The sequence below is a fragment of the Antarctobacter albus genome (assembly GCF_900101505.1).
Classification (GTDB): Bacteria; Pseudomonadota; Alphaproteobacteria; order Rhodobacterales; family Rhodobacteraceae; genus Antarctobacter; species Antarctobacter albus.
In genome coordinates, this window is sequence record NZ_FMZI01000008.1 from 1 (window position 1) to 15441 (window position 15441).

A 15441-nucleotide genomic window follows, 5' to 3' on the forward strand; every position below is an offset into this window, starting at 1 on the left:
ATGCGTGGCGTCGATCATAACGGTCGTTTCCTCACCGTGCTCGGCCGCCAGACCCGCCATGATCCGGGCGAAGACGCCCCGATCGCTCCACCGCTTCCACCGGTTGTAGAGTGTCTTGTGGGGGCCGTACTCCCTTGGGGCGTCGCGCCACCGCAAACCGTTGCGATTGATGAAGATAATCCCGCTCAAGACACGCCGGTCGTCGACGCGGGGCTTGCCGTGCGACTTCGGAAAGTAAGGCTCCAGACGCGCCATCTGTGCGTCGCTCAACCAGAAAAGATCAGACATGATCACCGCTCGTTTTCGAACCGTGAATCATGCCAGTCAGACCAAATCAATGGGTCCTGACCCTAGGGACCCTTTGGCTGCGAGCCTGTATTAAAGGGCGGTTCACGCCTCCTCCCGGCGCCATCTCGCATCAGGTGCGCGTGTCTTTGTGACACGCACCTGACGCGAGACGGCGCTGCCGGATTGGGTGGGTTCGTGTCGGTTTATCAACATCGACACGGAGGATCGCATGCTCGATCTCACCAACTCTACCTCGGTGGCCGCCCTGGCCCCGGGCGACATCACTCTTTTCCGCTTCCCGGTTGCCGAGGGCACCGACGATCCCAAGACGAAGGTCCGCCCCTGCCTCGTGTTTGACCGTCGCACTTTCGGCGGCGACGAGTTCATCGACCTCGCCTACGGCGCCACCAGCCGCTCGCGAGCCAATGCTGGCTATGAACTGCACGTCACGCGCCGCCACGATATCGACGCCGCAGGGCTCAACTCGGCCACGCGCTTCATCTGCGCACGCAGGGTGCTGGTCCATCCCCACCACCCTGGATTCCGCCTCCCAGAAGGGCGCGATCCCTTCGTCGGGCGCATCTCGCCGGACCTGATGCGTCGCCTTCAGGATCTGCAATGCAAGGTCAGGCAGGCGCTGATCGAAGGATGGCGTAGCCGCCCCAAGCTCACCGTCCTCGATACCCCCAGCAACCGCTGACCGCGGAACCGATCCGGCCCTTCCCAACGGGGGCCGGACACGGTGCCCCGCTCATCTCTCAGATCATCATCACAAAGGAACCCATGATGACCATTGCCCCGACCAAGCTCCGCATCTCCCACGACCGTTCCGACGAACCGCTCGAAAAAGGCATCGCGCAGGTCGCAGCGATCTTCCCGATCCTCAGGGCGGCGACGCAGCAGCTGATGACGCTGCCGCCCCAGTTGCTGGCGTCGGCCATGCCCTATTTCAGCGTCGTGACCAACTTCGTCCTGCATGAGGATGTGTCCGAGACGGAGCTCCATGAGAACATCGAGTTCCTTGCCGACGAGATCCGCTCTGCGGACATGCCCGAGGAGTATCAGGAGACGCAGGAGGGGGCCGTAGAGGCCCTGATGCGTGCCCATGCTGCCTTGGAGCAGGTGTTGGACCAGGTGCATGCGCGACGCATCGTGTTGTTGGCTCTGGCGCGCTACGAGTGAGCCATGGCGGGCCTGTTCGGATTCCCGGGCAGGCTCACATCGTCCAGCCCCGTGACGGCCGATTTCAACGGAAATCGGCTGTTCCTCTGGCTCTGGCCTGCAAATTTTTCACGCGAGTTTGAGGGGGAATGTGGCACAAAAGGTGGCGCATTTTGTGGCGCAAAACGCCGCTTTGCAAGCTAACCAGTTGAAAAACAATGGGATTATGGCGGAGAGGAAGGGATTCGAACCCTCGAGACGGTTTCCCGCCTACACACTTTCCAGGCGTGCGCCTTCGACCACTCGGCCACCTCTCCGTCGACCCGTTTAGCAAGGACTGTGCGTCGGCTGCAAGAGGCATTCGGACCTTGATTTCCTGTCCTCGGTTTTGACGGCGGATAGCGCTGTTGCGTCAGACTTGCATCTCCAAGGCCGCGCGCCGCACTCTGTGGCACGAGAGGCAAGGAGGGCAGAGATGTTTGCGCGGAAGCAGTTGAAATACGAGGCGGTGGATCTGCCCGACCGGGTTTCCATGCCGGATGAGGAGATGGTCCGGGCGGCAGCGGAGTTTCACGACCGGATGAAGCAACGGCACTCGGTGCGGGAGTTCTCTGACCGTTCGGTGCCAAAAGAGGTCATCGAGGACTGTATTCGTGCCGCCGGAACGGCGCCGTCCGGGGCCAACCACCAACCCTGGCATTTCGTGGCGATCTCGAGCCCGGGGATCAAATCGCGCATCCGAGCCGCCGCCGAGGAAGAAGAGCGCCGCTTCTATGATGGGGCGGCGGGGGATGAATGGTTGCGGGCGCTGGAGCCGATCGGCACAGGGCCGGAGAAACCGCATCTTGAGATCGCGCCGTGGCTGATCGTGGTTTTTGCGCAGCGTTATGGGCAGTTCGACGATGGTACGCGGTTCAAGAACTACTACGTTCCCGAAAGCGTCGGTATCGCCACCGGTTTTCTGCTGGCGGCGTTGCACCATGCCGGGCTGGTGTCCTTGACGCATACACCCAACCCGATGCGGTTCCTGAACGACCTTCTGGGGCGGCCCGATTCCGAAAAGCCGGTGATGATCCTCGCCACGGGCCACCCCGCGCCGGACGCCAAAGTGCCCGCCGTGGCCAAGATCAAGAAACCGCTGGACGAGATCCTGACCCTGGCCGAGTAGTCGCCAGGTGTCTTAGCTGGCGACCTGTTCGCGCAGGATCGAGGCGGTCAGCGAGATCATCAGGTAGATGCCGCCGAAGATCAGGAAGGCCAGCATCGTATTCTCGAACTTGCGGGGATAGCTGGGGTCTTCCGAGGGAACGGGCACCACGGATGTGGTCAGGTAGCGGGCCTGGCTGTCGGCGTCGCGGCGCGCCTGTTCCAGGCGTTCCAGTGCCGTCTGCAACATCAGGTCTCGGGTCGAAAGATCGGCCTCTGCCAGCTTGATCTGTACCGCCACCTCGGCCAGGGAATCCTTGCCCGTGGTCGCCGTCGTCATTTCGCGGTTCAGTCGGTCCAGCAGAGCCTCAAGCCGTCGGATGTCGCCCTGCGCGCCTTCGACCTTGGCCTGGTTCGGGCGGCTGTTGTCCAGCAAGGCCTGCAGTTGCAGTTGTTTTTCCTGCAGCTGCAGCTCGTAGGTGTTGATCTGCGAGCGCAGCGCTGCAATCCGGCCTTCGGGGTCGACGACATTGCCTTCCTGTTGCATGCGGACCAGCTTTTCCTGCGCTTCGCGGCGGGCGGATTCGGCATCTATCAAGCCTTCCTCGGCGTCCTTGACCGCGTTGGACCGCTTGCGCAGCGAGAGATTGTCCACCCGCTCCTCGGCGTAACCGATCAACGCGCTGGAGAAATTGGCGGCGATCTGTGGGTCGGCGGCCATGACCTCCATCTTGATGACGCCCTCTGTCGGATCATAGCCAATCTGGACGTGACGCTTGTAAAGCGAATAGGCCTCTTCGTTTGTCGGCTCCGGGTCCAGCCGCTGGATCGGGTCGATGAAGCCTTGGGTGAAATGCGACTTGAACCCCTCGTCCCGGTCCAGGCGCAGCATGGCATCCTTGGAGGTCAGGTAGGATTGCACTGCGATGGCATCCTGGTTGGTGGCAAATTGCGTGCCCGAGAACAGCGATCCCATCGCACCGCCCGAGCTTTCTGCCTTGAGGATCAGGAATTCCGACTTGGTCGAATACATCGGTGTCGCCACGGCATAGAAATAATACCCGGCGATAAGGGTCGGCAGCAGGACGAATGCCGCCAGCCGCACCATCAGCAGCATCATCTTCTTGCGGCGCCGCGCGGCCAGTTCGCGCTGGATCTTGAGGATTTCGGCGGCGCGTCGTTCGGCCGGGCTGACGGTTTCGGTCGAGGGCAACTGTGCCTTTTCCAGCTTCACGGTCTGGGGCAGTTGCACCTTGGGTTCGGGTTTCGATTGCGGCGGTGAAGCGGGCTTGTCACCGGGTTCGGCCTGAACCAGTTCCAGCATGTTGGTGCGCTGGAACGGGTCGATCCCGCGTTCACGCAGCAACCGCACGGCATCGAAATCCGATGTTGCCTCAAGCCCGTGCTTGTTCGCGACGCGGCGGGCCATGCGCAGCTGGCGCCCGGTCAACCCTTCGGCGCGGATCGAGTCGATATCCGTCTCTCCGGCGACCTGGCGGGGCGAGGCCACCTCTCCACTGCGGGCCTTGGACGCGGTCCCGGCGTTCGAGAACTGCGGTCGCCCCGCCGGGGGCGTTGGGGGCGGCGCCACTGCCGGGTCGGAACGCTCGGTCTCGGCACCCTCGCCGGACAGGGCGGCAGCGGCCGGTGAACGCCGAATGCGGAACTTCTTAGCCTTCGGTTTCATAGTCATAGAGCCGTTTCGCTTCTTCCAGGGTGTCGAACATATGCATCTTGCCATCCATCAGGACAGCCGCCTTTCGGGCGAATTTTTCCAGCACCTTGGGCTGGTGGCTGACGATGATGATCGTCGTCGTGCGCAGCCTTTCGGCCAGGATGTCCCCGGCGCGCTTGTTGAAGGCGGCATCGGTGGAGTTGGGCATGCCCTCGTCGATCAGGTACATGTCGAAATCCAGCGCCAGCATCAGGGCAAAGGTGAACCGGGCCCGCATGCCAGAGGAGTAGGTGCCGATGGGCTGGTCGAAATATTCCTTCAGGTCGCAAAGCCAGCGGCAGAAGGATTCGACGTAATCCGGATCGAGTCCATAGAGCTTGGCGATGAAGCGGGCGTTTTCCTTGGCCGAGATCTTGGACACGACGCCGCCCATGAAGCCCAGCGGAAAGGAGACGCGGCAATTGCGCCTGATCTCGCCCTCGTCCGGTTTTTCCAGCCCAGCCATCATCTTGATGACGGTGGATTTTCCGGTGCCGTTCGGGGCCAGGATGCCAAGGGACTCGCCAAGGTCGACACGAAAGGAAACCCGGTCAAGGATCACCTTGCGCTGGGCGCCTGTCCAAAAGGACTTGCTGACCATGTCGAACTCTAACATCTGGGTGCCCTGACTATACCCGGTTCCCTTGTAAATTGGTGTATGCGTCAAGTTGGTAGATAATTTGTTCACATTATGGCGCTGTCGCGAAACAAAAACAAACCGGGCCCCGCGGAGAGGCCCGGCAAGTCAACAATTCATCATGAATCTCAGGCGATGAGGCCCCAGGTCATGCCCGCAATCAACGATCCCAGTAGGGCGTAGCCAAGATAGGCGATGAACACCCGCGGCTTGACCAACGCCCAGACCGCGATGGCGGCGGGGATGCAACTGACACCCCCGGCAAGGACAAAGCTCATCGCCGCGCCCGGTGCCATGCCCTGCGCCAACAGCGCATCGACCAGCGGCACGGCGGCATAGCCATTCAGGTAGGCCGGCGCCCCGACCAGCGCGCCCAGCAGGACCGGCATGAACCCGGTGCCACCCAGCACACCCGCGATCATGTCGGCGGGGATGTAGTGGATCATCAGCGCCTCGATGACATAGGCCAGAGTCAGCCATTTCAGCAGGAACAGGGCGTTCTCCAGCGCCGTGTCGCGGAAGGTCGCGGTGCGCTCACTCTCTTGCCAAAAGGTCCAGACGGGTTTGCCGCTGAACGGTTTCTTGACGCCGCAGCAGCCGCCCACCTGCGGTTTCTCGCGCAGCGGATCACGGAAGACGGGGCTATTGGCCAGGGCCTTGGTCCCGAAGCCGCCCAGCAGGCCCAGCCCAACGGCGGCGACGGTCTTGGCCACGGCAAAGCCCCAGCCCAGCGTGCCCGCGGTGATGAGGAACATGGCCGGGTCCATCAGCGGCGAGGCCAGCCAGAAGGCCATGACCGCCGACAAGGGCGCGCCCACGGCCAGCAGGGCGGCGATAAAGGGGATCACCTCGCAGGAACAGAAGGGCGCCATGCCCCCCAGCAGCGCGGCCAGGAAGATCATCCGCACCTCGCGCCCCTCAAAGGCCCTGGCCAGCAGTTTTTCGGCCCCGGTGGCCTTGAGATAGGCCACCGCCAGCACGGCAAAGAGGATGAACGGAGCGGTATGACCAATGGCCCCTGCGGTGAACGTGACCGTCGGCCAGAACTGCGGCCAGTCGAACAGCGCGACAAGGGCCAGAAGCACGGCACTGGCCAGCCATGCCTTCGGAACCGGCGGCAGGCGGCGGGTTGCCGTCGTGGAGGTGTCAGCCATTCTGGATATCCTTGTGACAGATTGAGGCATCTGCGCAGCACTGGCGCAGCAAGTATTCGGACAGCGCCTCGACTTCCGAGTAATCGGCGGCGGCACAAATGATGGACCGTCCCTGCCGCGCCTGGGTGACAAGACCGGCGGCAGAGAGGATTTTCAGGTGATGGGTGAGGGTCGACCCGGTGATCCCGGTACGCTCACCCAATGCGCCGATGCTGAGTCCGTCGTGGCCGGCCCGCACCAGCGTGTGCAGGACCTGAAGGCGCTGCTCGGACCCAAGCGCGGCGAACTTCGAGGCCGCCTTTTCGACGGTCAGAGGTTGGGAATCGATCATTTTCATATTTCTAATATTGTCGAAATGAAACCCGGGAGGCAACCTTTATTTCGAAAAGTGTCGAAGTGAATTGGCGGGACGCCCGCGATGCCCCGCTTTGAGCGCGCGTTCCCCTCGCCGGAAGACCGGCCCAGGGCAGGCAACCCAACTTCCGCCCTGTCGTGTTTCTTTGGGCCGAAAATACCTCCGGGGGTGAGGCCGAAGGCCGAGGGGGCAGCGCCCCCTCCCGGCGTGACCTCGACGCACTGGCGGACTAGACTTGCGCAATGCACCAACTGCTTGCCGACATTCGCGCCTGCCGTCTCTGCGCCGACCGTTTCGCCGCCACCGAGACGGAACATGCGCCGCGCCCCGTCCTGCGGGCCCAGCCTTCGGCCCGGCTGCTCATCGCCGGGCAGGCCCCGGGAATGAAAGTGCACCATTCGGGCCTGCCCTTCACTGACCCGTCCGGAGACCGCCTGCGCGACTGGCTGGGGCTGAACAGCGAGACCTTCTATGACGAGAGCCGCGTCGCCATCGTGCCGATGGCCTTCTGCTTTCCCGGCTATCGCAAGGGATCGGACCTGCCGCCGCCGCCGATCTGCGCCCGCACCTGGCGAAGCCAGGTCATCGAGGCATTGCCCGAGGTCCGACTGACCGTGCTGGTCGGCGGCTACGCGCAGAAATGGCATCTGGGCGTCAAGACAGGCGTGACAGAGACCGTCACCCGCTGGCGCGACTTTTCGCCCGCGGCGCTGCCCTTGCCGCATCCCTCGTGGCGCAATACCGCATGGTTGAAACGCAATCCCTGGTTCGAGGCCGAGCTGCTGCCCGTCCTGCGGACCCGTGTCGCGGAGGTGCTGGCATGAGCGACGAGACCCTGACCGAACTGGACCGCGCCCATGCGGCGATGGAGGCCGCGCCCGAGGATGATGCCCTGCGCCTGCGCTATTACGACCGGCTGGCCACGACCGAGTTGTACCTGATGCTCACCGCCGAACCGCAGGGGCAGGAGATTTCTCCCGAGGTCTTCGAACTGGGCGACGCGCGTTTCGTCCTAGGGTTCGACCGCGAGGAACGGCTGGCCGGATTTGCCGGACGGGCCGTCCCCTATGCTGCGCTGTCCGGCCGGGCGCTGGCCTCGATGCTGGCGGGGCAGGGGATCGGACTGGCCCTGAATCTCGAAGTCGCGCCCTCGCAATACCTGCTGCCCCCCGAAGCGCTGGCCTGGCTGGCGGAAACGCTGGGCCACGGCCCGCAACAGGCCGAGGCGCGCCCGGCCGAGTTCCGCGCCCCTCGCGTGCCAGAGGCGCTGGTGACGGCGCTGGATGCGCGGCTGGCCATCGGTGCCGGGCTGGCGCGCAAGGCCTACCTGGCCGAGGTGATCTATGACGATGGGTCTCGCGGGCATCTGTTGGGCATCACCGGTGCCGTCGCGGGCGCCGAAGCCGCGCTGGCCGGGGCCATCAACGAGGCACTGGTCTTCTCGGGATTGGAGGCAGGGGCGCTGGACGTCACCTTCCTGTCGGACAGCGACCGCCTGACCGCCGATCTGGCCCGTGTCGCGTTGCGCTTTGACCTGCCGGAACCCCAGGCGCCTGAGCGCGTCGAACGCCTGGCCCCCGGGACCGATCCGGACAAGCCGCCGATCCTGCGCTGATCCCCGCCATAGGATGGGTCGTCGCGACCCATCGCCGCCTTACCCCAGTTCAGATCGCAAGGTCGGCAGTGTATCCCCTTGACGTGGCTCGGCTTCCCAGATTGCACGGGCGATGGCGCGGGACAGGCACAGGCTGGCTGCATGGCCGATCATGGCCACCTGCCTGCCGGGGTCATCCAGCACCCGCGCGCCTGTCGCGGCGGCAAAGACAAGGTCCCCGTCCATCGGTGAATGCGCCGGCAGGATTGCCCGCGCGATGCCGTCATGGGCCGCAACCGCGACGCGGTGGCACTGCGCCTTGGTCAGCGCGGCATCGGTTGCGACGATGGCGATCGTGGTGTTGCCCTGGGCGGCCATTGCGCCGAGCTTGCGGCTGGGGGGGAGGGCGATGCCTGGGGACGGGTCCACGCCCAGGCCGCCGAACTCCGCCCCGAGTTCGAAGGGCGCGGCCCAGAAGTGGCGGCCCGACGGGGTGGTCACGCTGCCCATCGGGTTGGCGGCGACCAGCGCGCCAACGGTGATGCCATCGTCCAGCACGAGGCTGGCCGAGCCCAGCCCGCCCTTGTGCTGTGCGGTCTGTGCGCCGGTGCCCGCGCCGGCGGTGCCAAGGGCGAAATCCGCGGTGGCCGAGGCCAGCGCCTGCCGCCCCAGCGCGGGATAGGGATTGTCGCCCCATGCCTTGTCGCCGCCGTTCAGGAGGTCGAACAGGATGGCCGCCGGAACGATTGGCACTCGGGCCGAGAAGATGCTGAAGCCCTTGCCTTTTTCATGCAATGCATCCATCACGCCCTGGGCCGCCGCAAGGCCGAAGGCACTGCCGCCGGACAGCACCAGCGCATGCACGGCCTCGACCGATTTGTCCGGCGCCAGCAGGTCGGTTTCGCGTGTTCCGGGCGCCCCGCCCATGACCGAGACCGAGGCGGTGAGCGGTTTGTCCGAGGTCAGGACAGTGGTGCCCGAATTCAGCCTGTCGTTTTGGGCATTGCCGACCAGAAGGCCGGGCACATCGGTGATCAGGTTTCGGTTTCCGGGTCGCATGGCGGGCCTTGGGATCAGGGATTTGCCCGCAGCATCCGGGGCCGCCCGGAGAATCGCAAGGGGCCTTGGCCGCAACGGATGAAGATCCGGTGCCAGTGGCGGGCGAGGGGGTTAACGTGGTGCAGATGACACAACATGGCGCAAGATGTTGTGGTCATGCCCGGCCCGGACAGGGCCGTAGACGGAGCTGCAAGGGGCCTTTCTCCGTACGTTTTGTACAAAACGTACGGCGATTTCCGCAAAACGTACAAAACCGTTCCCGCTTTGGTCCCGGTCAGGAAGGTGACGTTGCGTCGGCAAAGGTTAAGGCCCGAAAGGCGGCGGCCGAAAGGGCTATTGCCGTCCGGCCAGACCGGCGATTTGCGCCCGCATGACAGAGGCAAAATCCCCGCTGGCGGGCCGCGTCGCAAGCGGCGCAAAGATGACGGAGACAAGCCCCAGTTCGGCGGCCCGGTCCCGGGCCTCGCGGGGCGGTTCCGCCTCCCAGATCAGGACGGAGGCGCCGGTTTCCGCCATCATGTCCTTCAGGTCCTGCCATTGCGCCTCGTCCGGCATGGCGCCTGCCTCCCATTCGAGCGCGGCGATATCGAGCCCGTAGGCCCGGGCGAAATACTGGTAGCGGGGATGGGTGGCGATGATCGTCGTGCCTTGCAGCGTCGCAAGGGCCTCGCGCGCCTGGGTGTCGAGGGCGTCCAGATCGGCCAGCAGCGCGGGCATCGTTTCCGCCACCTGATCGCTCAGGTCGGGCATCCGGCGTTGCATGGCCGCTGCCAGCGCCCTGGCCTGTCCCGCAGCCAGGTCGAAATCGAGCCATGTGTAGCTGGCGGTGCCGGTGTGCGAATGGGCGCCATCCTCGCCGTGGCTGTGGGTCACGGACTGCGTCGCGATGAAGGCATCGGAGAGTTTGGCGGAGGTATCGACCAGCCGAGAGCGGGGCAGCGAGGCGCGCGTCGTCCAGGCCGCGAAACCGGCCCCGTTGAGCGCGATCAGGTCCGCCTGCTGGATCGCCGCGATGTCGGACAGGCCGGGCCGCCAGAAGGACGGGTCGCGCCCCTCCGGAACCGGGAACAGCACCTCGACCGCATCGCCGCCCAGGCGTTCCGCCATCCAGGCCAGCGGATAGTTCACGGTGGCCACCACGGGCCGGTCCTGCGCGCTGGCGGCGCCGGCCAGGAGGGCCAGCGCGAAGGCAAGAGGTTTGAGCATCAGTTCGTTCCCTGGCCGTAGGCGATGTCGTCCGGTGTCAGCATCCAGTAGTCGGAATGGCCCTCGTTGACCTCGACCTCGATCATCAGGCCGGTCTTCGCCGTGCCCTCGGGCAGGGGGAACCGTGTCTTGCCCTCGGCGCCGATGTCCAGCGTCATCAGCAGGACGTTCCCGGCATCCAGCACGCGGACCGTGCCCCCGGTCGGAACCCGACCGGACGAGAAGGTGGATTCCACCGTGACGGTCTGACCCGAGACGGAGGCAAAGACCCTGAGGTCATGCGCCGCCACGGGAAGGGCGGCGACAACCAGGGCAAAGGCAAGGGCGCGGATCATTGCGCGCCCCAGGGTTCGAAGTGGACCCAGATCACCGCGCCCAGTTCGTGGGCCTTGTCCTCGCCGTCATGCTGCATCGGCTCTGCGGCGGTGTTCAGCGCGGCGAAGCCCCACCAACCGGCGGTCGGCACGGCGTAGCTGAAGACCCCATCGGCGTCGGCCTTGATCGTCTGGGTGATCATCAGGTCCGAGGGCGCGACGGCGCTGCCGCCCTCGTTGTAGTATTCGACCTCGACCTCGGCGTAGGGCACGGGTTCGCCGTCGAGCTTGACGATGCCCTGGAACAGGTTGCCTTCCCACAGGGCAAAGGGCTTGGACAGGGGCACGATCTCTGTCTTCAGGCCAAGTTCCGCGTCCCAGCCTTCGTCGTCGCCGTAGGCGGAAACGTAGGTCTTGGTGAAATGGGTGATGAAGGCGTCTTCCTCGGGTTCCCAGTAGGGTTTGGGCGTCAGGGCAAAGACATGCGTGCCCGGGCGTTCCAGCCGGTATTCGGCGGCAAAGCCTGCGTGGTCCATGACCTGCGTGTCCTGCAGCCTGTCCAGCAGGTCGGTCGTCTTGCCGCCATGCGTCACGGTAAAGGCCTCGGGCCGTTCCAGCACCATGCCGATGCCCTCGAACGGATGCGAGAAGGAGAGCGTCAGGTCGATGCTGCGCCCGTCTTCCTGGCTGACCATGTTGTCGGAGGGGATGATCATGCCGTAGTGGGCCGTGGCCGTCGTGGCGAGGGCGGCAAGGGCCGCGGCGGTCATCAGGGTCTTCATCGGGGTGTCTCCGTTAACGGGCATTTGCAATGGTTACTCAAAGTGCAAGGATCCAGGCGACCAGGCTGTCGCCGTTCATCGTGACGACCGTGACAAGCCCGGTGGCAAGCCCTGCCGACAGGATCAACAGTAGGGCAATTTCCGCGAAGGCCAATCGCAGGATCATGAAGCGGCCCGCGCCCAGGCGCCGGGCGGTTTCGATCTCGGGGGCGCGCAGGCTCCACGCCAGGAAAAGCGACAGGCCGATGGCGCCAAGCGCCGCGATCCCGATCACCAGGGTGACCGCGTCCAGGAGCGCCGCGATCCGGAAGATCCGGTCGACCAGCCCCGCGACCACCTCTGCCGGGACGGTCATCTGCAGCGGGTTCTCCGGGTCCAGGTAGCGCCCGCGCAGGATCGTCCCCGAACGGGTGTCATAGGGGGCGACCAGAACGGCGGACAGCGGGTAGTCACTCGCCGCGCCGTGGAAATGAAAGCTGTCGATGTTCTCGGGCGTGATGCGCTGGAACTGGGTGATGGCGGCATTGGCGGTGACATTGCCCGCGTCATCCGGCGTCACCACGTCGTCATGGCCGTGCCCGATGCCGGCGATGATCCAGGTGGTCTTGACGTCGGTAAAGACGGCCTCGTCATCGGGGGTGCCGGTGGCCGCCAGCACGCCGGTGATCTTCAGTTCCAGCGGGTAGACCCCGTCGAGGTCGAAGAGGTTTTCCGGCGAGGAGACCACCGTGTCGCCGGGGCCGAGGCCCAGCCGGTCCGCCACCTGCGCGCCCAGCACCGCCTCTCCCAGGAGGGCCATCTGGCGCCCTTCGGCCACCTGAAGGCCGCGAAAGTCGAAATAGTCGAGCGAGGTGCCCACGATCCGCGCGCCATTCGTCTGGAAGGCGGTGTGCAGCGGGATCGGCAATGCCAGCCCGCTGTCCCAGACCGCGTCCTCGGCGGCGCGGGTGACGGGCTGGGCGCGGTCCTGCGAGAAATAGACCGCACTCATCACCAGGTCGAGCTGGCTGCCGCGTGCGCCCAGCACCAGCGGCGTGACCTCGGCCCGGCGGGTCAGCGCCTCTTCGGAGCCGCGCAACAGGACCTGTGTCACCAGCGGGACGGAGAGGATCAGCGCGCCGACCACGACGAGCAGGAGACTGCGCGCCCATGTCCAGCGCAGGTGGGCGAAGGCCAGGAAAAGCGCGTTCATGCGGGCTGTCTCAGGGTGGCAAAGTCGATTACCCGGTCGAAACGGGGCAAGAGGTCGTGGTCATGGGTCACCGCAAGCACGGTTGCCTGCATGTCAGAGGCCCGGTCGAAGAGCAGGTCGAGGATGGCTTCCTTGGTTTCGGGATCGAGGTTGCCGGTGGCCTCGTCCGCGAGGATCAGTTTCGGCCGTGTGACCAGCGCCCGGCAGATGGCCACGCGCTGCTGTTCGCCCCCCGACAGCGCGGCGGGATGGCTTTTCAGGCGATGCGCGATGCCGCAGGCCTCTGCCAGGGCGCGGGCCCGGTCCCTGACCTGCGCATCCAGGCGCAGCCCGAGGCCGACGCGATAGGGATAGAGGATGTTCTCGTAGGCGTTCAGGTAATCGACCAGCGCGAAGTTCTGAAAGATGAAACCCACATGCGTTGCCCGGAACCGCCGCCGCGCGGCGTCGTCCAGCGTGGCCAGGTCGCTTCCGGCGACGGTCAGCGCGCCGGCATCCGCCCGCACCATCCCGGCCACCAGGTTCAGCAAGGTCGTCTTGCCGGTGCCGCTGGGGCCGATCACGCCGACACGTTCGGACGGGGCCACGTCCAGCGCGGGCACCTTGAGGGCAAAGCCTCCGCCGGGATAGGCAAAGGACAGGTCGCGGGCCGCGATCAACTACCGTCTCCTGCGGGCGGTGCGTCGGCATTGCGTTCCAGCGTGCCCGCGTCGCTGCGGTCGACCTCTGTCAGCGAGAAGCCGGTGATTTTCCATGCCCCCTGGTCGGCGGCCATCGTGAGATCGGCGGCATAGGCATTGCCCCGCATGTGCATGTGTTCGGCATGGCCGACCACGCCCAGGACGCGCCACCTTGCGGTGATGTCGACAAGGTCGCCGTTTCGGCGCGCGCTCATGCCCAATAGCGAGACCTCGTGGATTTCCTGATCCGGGTTCAGGCCGCCCCCGGCCATCGCCCCGACCCGTTCGAGGTAGAGCTGTTCCAGCGCGGGGCCCGTGGCCACCTTTGCCAGCCGGTCGTAGATCTCTGCCTCTTCGGTTTGACTGAAAGCCTCGTAGATCGTGGCGAGGATGCCGGGCAGCAACAAGGGGCTTTCGCGTGAGAATTCCTGCGGGGACATGCCGTCCGCAGAGACCGGGCCGGTCCGGTCAGGCGCGATGAAGCTCCAGGCGCCGATCGCGATGCCGGCCGCCGCCAGCGCCGCGGCCAAGATGTTTCTGAGCATGATACGACTGCACCGCCTTCCGAACTGTCGCCAAGAGCATAGTGCAGACCGGTTTGCGTGCAAGGCGGGCCGGGATGGTTCGTCTTGCATCCGGGGCCATGTCTGAGTTTGCGGGCGCCCTCAGATACACCGCCCGCCGTCCACCTCCATGCAGACGCCGGTGATCATGTCGGCCTCGTCCGAGCAGAGGAACAGCGCGGCGTTGGCCAGGTCGCGGGGGGTGGAAAACCGGCCCAGCGGGATGGTGGAGAGGAATTTCGCCCGCATCTCGGGGGTGTCCTCGCCCATGAAGCTGGCGAGCAGGGGCGTTTCGCCCGCCACCGGGTTCAGTGCGTTGACGCGGATGCCCGCGGGCGCCAGTTCCACCGCCATTGCCCGCGTCGCGGTGTTCATCCAGCCTTTGGAGGCGTTGTACCAGTTCAGGTTCGGCCGGGGAGAGACGCCGGCGGTGGAGGCCACGTTGAGGATCGCGCCTGATCCCTGTGCCTTGAGCGCGGGGACAAGCGCGCGGGCGGTGAGGTAGACGGACTTGCAGTTGACGGCAAAGACGCGGTCGAAGTCCTCTTCGCTGACCTCTTCCATCGGCGCGGGCAGATGGGTGATGCCGGCGTTGTTCACCAGGATGTCGATGCCGCCCATGTGCTCGGTCGCCAGCGCCATGAGGGCGCGGACGCTGGACCCGTCCGAGACATCGGTGTGCAGGGGATGGGCGCCGGTCGCCTCGGCCACCTTGCGGGCGTTTTCATAGTTGATGTCGGCCACGACCACCTGCGCGCCCTCGGCGGCGAAACGGGTGACGATCCCCTCGCCAAAGCCGGAGCCGCCGCCGGTGACGATGGCGCGTTTGCCTTCCAGTCTCATGCCGGGTCTCCCTAGTAGGTGGCGCGGCCGCCGGACTGGTCGAAGACCGCCCCGGTGGTGAAGCTTGCCTCGGACGAGGCGAGCCAGCAGGCCATTGCCGCGATTTCGTCGACGGTGCCGAAGCGGCCCATCGGGATCTTGCTTTCCATGTAGGCGATGAATTCATCCGTCATCTGGTCGAAGATCGCGGTGCGCACGGCGGCGGGGGCGATGGCGTTGACGGTGATTTGGGTGTCGGCCAGTTCCTTGCCCAGCGATTTGGTCAGCCCGATGACAGCGGCCTTGGAGGCGGAATAGGCCGAGGCGTTGGGGTTGCCCTCTTTCCCTGCGACCGAGGCCATGTTGACGATCCGGCCAAAGCCCCCGGGCCGCATCAGCGCGGCGGCGGCGCGGTTGCAGTAGAACAGCCCATGCGTGTTGAGTTCGAACACCTGTTTCCAGGCCTCGGTCGGGTATTCGATGACGGTGGTGTTGGGGCCGGTGATCCCGGCAGAGCAGACCAGCGTGTCCAGCCCGCCCATCGCGGTCTGGTCCTCTGCCATCGCGCGGGTGACGGCCTGTGGATCGGTGACGTCGATGGCGCGGGTGCGGATGTTGGCCTCGCCCTCGATCGAGTCGAGATTGTCGGCGGAAATGTCCCAGACGGTGACCGTGGCGCCCTCGGCGGCAAGGCGGCGCGAAATCGCCGCGCCGATGCCCGAGGCGCCGCCGGTCACCACCGCGTGGCGGTTTTCGAAGCGCATTGATGATCCT

The 15441-nt window shown here is 65.5% G+C and carries 19 protein-coding genes and 1 tRNA gene; 5 read left to right on the plus strand and 15 right to left on the minus strand.

Going from position 1 to position 15441, the window contains the following annotated elements; translation table 11 throughout:
* A partial coding sequence (locus BLQ71_RS14610; RefSeq protein ID WP_074622255.1) for an IS5/IS1182 family transposase occupies positions 1–288 on the minus strand: 288 nt, incomplete at its 3' end.
* 229 nt (positions 289–517) lie between these two features.
* On the opposite strand from BLQ71_RS14610, the gene BLQ71_RS14615 reads away from it, so the two are divergent.
* Together BLQ71_RS14615 and BLQ71_RS14620 are read left to right on the plus strand one after the other, a co-directional pair.
* Entirely contained in the window at positions 518–988 is a 471-nt protein-coding gene (locus BLQ71_RS14615; protein ID WP_074622256.1) for a hypothetical protein, read from the plus strand.
* 83 nt (positions 989–1071) lie between these two features.
* Positions 1072–1470 carry a hypothetical protein gene (locus tag BLQ71_RS14620; RefSeq protein WP_074622257.1) on the plus strand — a complete coding sequence of 133 codons (399 nt, stop codon included), beginning with the start codon at positions 1072–1074 and terminating at the stop codon, positions 1468–1470.
* Between the two features lie 206 nt (positions 1471–1676).
* Here BLQ71_RS14620 and BLQ71_RS14625 read toward each other — a convergent pair.
* Positions 1677–1766, minus strand: a tRNA-Ser gene (locus BLQ71_RS14625).
* A gap of 158 nt (positions 1767–1924) precedes the next feature.
* Here BLQ71_RS14625 and BLQ71_RS14630 point away from each other — a divergent pair.
* Entirely contained in the window at positions 1925–2617 is a 693-nt protein-coding gene (locus BLQ71_RS14630) for a nitroreductase family protein (protein ID WP_074622258.1), read from the plus strand.
* Positions 2618–2629: 12 nt separating this feature from the next.
* On the opposite strand, the gene BLQ71_RS14635 is transcribed toward BLQ71_RS14630, so the two are convergent.
* The 4 genes from BLQ71_RS14635 to BLQ71_RS14650 all read right to left on the minus strand — a co-directional run bounded on the left by BLQ71_RS14635 (position 2630) and on the right by BLQ71_RS14650 (position 6437).
* A complete protein-coding gene (locus tag BLQ71_RS14635; protein ID WP_074622259.1) occupies positions 2630–4288 on the minus strand; it encodes a KpsE/RkpR family capsule polysaccharide export protein in 1659 nt (552 codons plus the stop codon).
* Positions 4266–4925, minus strand: coding sequence for an ABC transporter ATP-binding protein (locus BLQ71_RS14640; RefSeq protein WP_043142558.1), 660 nt, complete (start codon positions 4923–4925; stop codon positions 4266–4268). Before BLQ71_RS14640 ends, BLQ71_RS14635 begins: the two co-directional genes overlap by 23 nt.
* 149 nt (positions 4926–5074) lie before the next feature.
* On the minus strand, positions 5075–6100 hold the full coding sequence (locus tag BLQ71_RS14645; protein WP_074622260.1) for a permease: 1026 nt from the start codon (positions 6098–6100) through the stop codon (positions 5075–5077).
* Positions 6093–6437 carry an ArsR/SmtB family transcription factor gene (locus BLQ71_RS14650; protein WP_074622261.1) on the minus strand — a complete coding sequence of 115 codons (345 nt, stop codon included), beginning with the start codon at positions 6435–6437 and terminating at the stop codon, positions 6093–6095. The genes BLQ71_RS14645 and BLQ71_RS14650 overlap by 8 nt, the downstream gene beginning before the upstream one ends.
* 260 nt (positions 6438–6697) lie before the next feature.
* On the opposite strand from BLQ71_RS14650, the gene BLQ71_RS14655 reads away from it, so the two are divergent.
* Together BLQ71_RS14655 and BLQ71_RS14660 are read left to right on the plus strand one after the other, a co-directional pair.
* Entirely contained in the window at positions 6698–7279 is a 582-nt protein-coding gene (locus BLQ71_RS14655; RefSeq protein WP_074622262.1) for a uracil-DNA glycosylase family protein, read from the plus strand.
* On the plus strand, positions 7276–8070 hold the full coding sequence (locus tag BLQ71_RS14660) for an SseB family protein (protein WP_074622263.1): 795 nt from the start codon (positions 7276–7278) through the stop codon (positions 8068–8070). Before BLQ71_RS14655 ends, BLQ71_RS14660 begins: the two co-directional genes overlap by 4 nt.
* A 39-nt stretch (positions 8071–8109) precedes the next feature.
* Here the strand turns inward: BLQ71_RS14660 and BLQ71_RS14665 are convergent, their stop codons facing one another.
* The 9 genes from BLQ71_RS14665 to BLQ71_RS14705 form a co-directional block, all read right to left on the minus strand.
* Positions 8110–9108 carry a P1 family peptidase gene (locus tag BLQ71_RS14665; RefSeq protein WP_074622264.1) on the minus strand — a complete coding sequence of 333 codons (999 nt, stop codon included), beginning with the start codon at positions 9106–9108 and terminating at the stop codon, positions 8110–8112.
* Positions 9109–9441: 333 nt separating this feature from the next.
* On the minus strand, positions 9442–10314 hold the full coding sequence (locus BLQ71_RS14670; RefSeq protein WP_074622265.1) for a metal ABC transporter substrate-binding protein: 873 nt from the start codon (positions 10312–10314) through the stop codon (positions 9442–9444).
* A complete protein-coding gene (locus tag BLQ71_RS14675) occupies positions 10314–10649 on the minus strand; it encodes a hypothetical protein (RefSeq protein WP_069207907.1) in 336 nt (111 codons plus the stop codon). Before BLQ71_RS14675 ends, BLQ71_RS14670 begins: the two co-directional genes overlap by 1 nt.
* A complete protein-coding gene (locus BLQ71_RS14680) occupies positions 10646–11410 on the minus strand; it encodes a DUF4198 domain-containing protein (protein WP_074622266.1) in 765 nt (254 codons plus the stop codon). The genes BLQ71_RS14675 and BLQ71_RS14680 overlap by 4 nt, the downstream gene beginning before the upstream one ends.
* 37 nt (positions 11411–11447) lie before the next feature.
* Positions 11448–12602, minus strand: a complete 1155-nt coding sequence (locus BLQ71_RS14685; RefSeq protein ID WP_074622267.1) for an ABC transporter permease — start codon at positions 12600–12602, stop codon at positions 11448–11450.
* Positions 12599–13261 (minus strand): ABC transporter ATP-binding protein, encoded by a 663-nt coding sequence (locus BLQ71_RS14690; RefSeq protein ID WP_074622268.1) that lies wholly within the window; start codon positions 13259–13261, stop codon positions 12599–12601. The genes BLQ71_RS14685 and BLQ71_RS14690 overlap by 4 nt, the downstream gene beginning before the upstream one ends.
* Positions 13258–13827, minus strand: coding sequence for a hypothetical protein (locus BLQ71_RS14695; protein WP_074622269.1), 570 nt, complete (start codon positions 13825–13827; stop codon positions 13258–13260). Before BLQ71_RS14695 ends, BLQ71_RS14690 begins: the two co-directional genes overlap by 4 nt.
* Positions 13828–13947: 120 nt before the next feature.
* Complete coding sequence (locus tag BLQ71_RS14700) at positions 13948–14688, minus strand: glucose 1-dehydrogenase (protein ID WP_043142535.1); 741 nt, start codon at positions 14686–14688, stop codon at positions 13948–13950.
* A gap of 11 nt (positions 14689–14699) precedes the next feature.
* Complete coding sequence (locus tag BLQ71_RS14705) at positions 14700–15431, minus strand: SDR family NAD(P)-dependent oxidoreductase (RefSeq protein WP_074622270.1); 732 nt, start codon at positions 15429–15431, stop codon at positions 14700–14702.
* Positions 15432–15441: the final 10 nt, after the last annotated feature.